This window comes from Promicromonospora umidemergens (genome assembly GCF_024171995.1).
In the GTDB taxonomy this organism is placed as follows: domain Bacteria; phylum Actinomycetota; class Actinomycetes; order Actinomycetales; family Cellulomonadaceae; genus Promicromonospora; species Promicromonospora umidemergens.
This window is the reverse complement of sequence record NZ_JAMTCT010000060.1, coordinates 1-2,173: the sequence shown is the minus strand read 5'-3', so window position 1 is coordinate 2,173 and position 2,173 is coordinate 1. Positions and strand designations below refer to the sequence as shown.

At 66.8% G+C, this 2,173-nt stretch carries 1 protein-coding gene; it reads right to left on the bottom strand.

What is annotated here, in order from left to right:
* Nucleotides 1-108: 108 nt before the first annotated feature.
* Nucleotides 109-1,434 (bottom strand): group II intron reverse transcriptase/maturase, encoded by a 1,326-nt coding sequence (gene ltrA, locus APR04_RS30240; protein WP_253878349.1) that lies wholly within the window; start codon nucleotides 1,432-1,434, stop codon nucleotides 109-111.
* Nucleotides 1,435-2,173 lie beyond the last annotated feature (739 nt).

Sequence of the window (2,173 nt, the reverse complement as noted above, 5' to 3'; positions counted from 1 at the left end):
GTGTGAGGTCGGCCAGCGGCGCCCTGTCCCGGTCTCCCGGGGTGGGTCTCCGCTGGCCGCCTCCCGAACCGGACGTGCCCATTCCTGAGCATCCGGCTCTCCACGTGGTCATGACGTTGCGGTCGCTGCGCTGGTCCAGGGCGTTGGGATCTTCGCTCCTCGATAGCGGTATCGGGTCACGGTGACCTTCCACGCCCTGAAGAACTCGATCCCGCCGTCACGGATCTGCCAGCCAGGCAGGTGACGTCGGACCAGGGTGTGCATGTTCAGTCGGGGATGTCGTTTCTTCAACCAGCCGACGATCCGCCAGAAGGCGAATCGATCGAGGTAGGAGAACGTCGACTTGGAAACCCCGTGCTGGAAGTATGCGCACCAGCCCCGCAGCGCTGGGTTGAGCCGGCGCAGCAGGTCAGCAAGAGTGCGGTGCGATGCTCGGCGGGTCAGGCGACGGACCTTGTCCCTGACCCTGGCCAACGACGTGGCCGAGGGGTAGGTATAGACCGCCGTCTTGCCGCCACGACCCCTCATCCGGCGGCGCTGGATGTGCCACCCGAGGAAGTCGAACCCGTCATCGATATGGACGACTCTTGTCTTCTCGGCCGACAGAGACAACCCCATCGGCGCGAGGACCGCTGCCACCTCGTCCCAGAGCGCTTCGGCATGGTGACGTAGCCCGTGGACCATGACCACGAAGTCGTCCGCGTAGCGGATCACTTTCATGACCGGTCCACCGGCCCGCCGGTGCTTGGCGCGCGTCCATTCCGGGCCGAGAGCCGCCCACTTGGCGGCGAAGTACTCGTCCAGGACAGACAGGGCGATATTGGCCAGCAGCGGCGACAAGATTCCGCCCTGCGGAGTGCCGGTGATCGTCTCACGGCGGGACCCATCCTCGGACAGGACCCCGGCCTTGAGGAACCCCCGGACCAGGCGCAGGACCTTCTTGTCCTTGACCCTCATCCTCACCCGGGCCATCAGCGCAGAGTGGTCGATCATGTCGAAACACTTGCTGATGTCCGCCTCGAACACCCACGAGTAGTCGCGGGTGCCCGAGCCGAGGTAGTTGATCTCGGCGATCGCGTCCTGCGCTCGACGCCTGGGCCGGAACCCGTAGGAGGACGGCTTGAAGTCCGCCTCGAAGATCGGTTCCAGCACCAGCTTCAAGGACGCCTGCACGATCCGGTCCGCCGTCGTCGGAATCCCCAGCGTCCGGACCTTGCCGTTCGCCTTGGGGATCGACTTCGCGCGCACCAGTTCCGGGCTGAACGTCCCAGCCCGGATCTGCTCACGCAGGCGGGCCAGGCCGACCAGCACCCGGTCGCCGGGAACGTCGCGCGGCGCCAGGCCGTCGACTCCGGCGGTGCGGGCGCCCTTGTTGTCCCGCACCCGCGTCCAGGCAGCCACCAGGAACGCGGGATCATGGACAAGGTTGAACACATCATCGAAACGACGACCCGGATCGGTCGTCGCCCAACGGTGCAGCCGCGTTTGCATTGTCAGTACCCGCGCCCAAGCCTCGGAAGGCTCTGGCCATGGAGCGTCGATGTTCACCGGCGCGTCTCCCTTCGTGCTCACACAGTTGCTGATCACGCTGGACCCCTTCGCCAAGTGGACGGCTTTCCCGCCCTCGGACTACTACGGGTCCTCCGCCCCGTCCCGGCCCGGTCGGCAGGCCATGCACCCAGCCGGGTCTCCTGCCGCTGGTCGCGGCACGATCCCGGCGGGACCAAGACGGTTCCTACGTTCACTGCAGAACCCTTCGACGGGATCGGCACCCAGTTATGCCCCAGCACCATCGCCACGACTACGCCGCAGTCCTTCACCGTGGCCTCCCGACCGGCGACATCACCCAGCCCAGGAGTTCCCCGACGTCGCCGCCGAAGCGCCGACGCGGGTACGCAGTGCAACCCGACCCATACCCGCCAGGCTCGGGGTCGGTGGTCTCGACTTGAGGGGCTTTCAGCCACTGGTTCCTCTCGTATGCCTCTCCGTCTTGCTAGCCGGACCCGCCCCATCTGGCAGTGCTGGGACGTCCCGTCGTTGTCGAGGACTGCTCCGCCACCCGAGCCCATGCCGACCCGGACGACCGTCCTCCAGCTTCCTCAGCCCGCTGCGACGGACCGAGAGCGGTGCCCTTCCATCACCGCAAGGTTCAGCAGCGCTTCGCAGCGCTCGA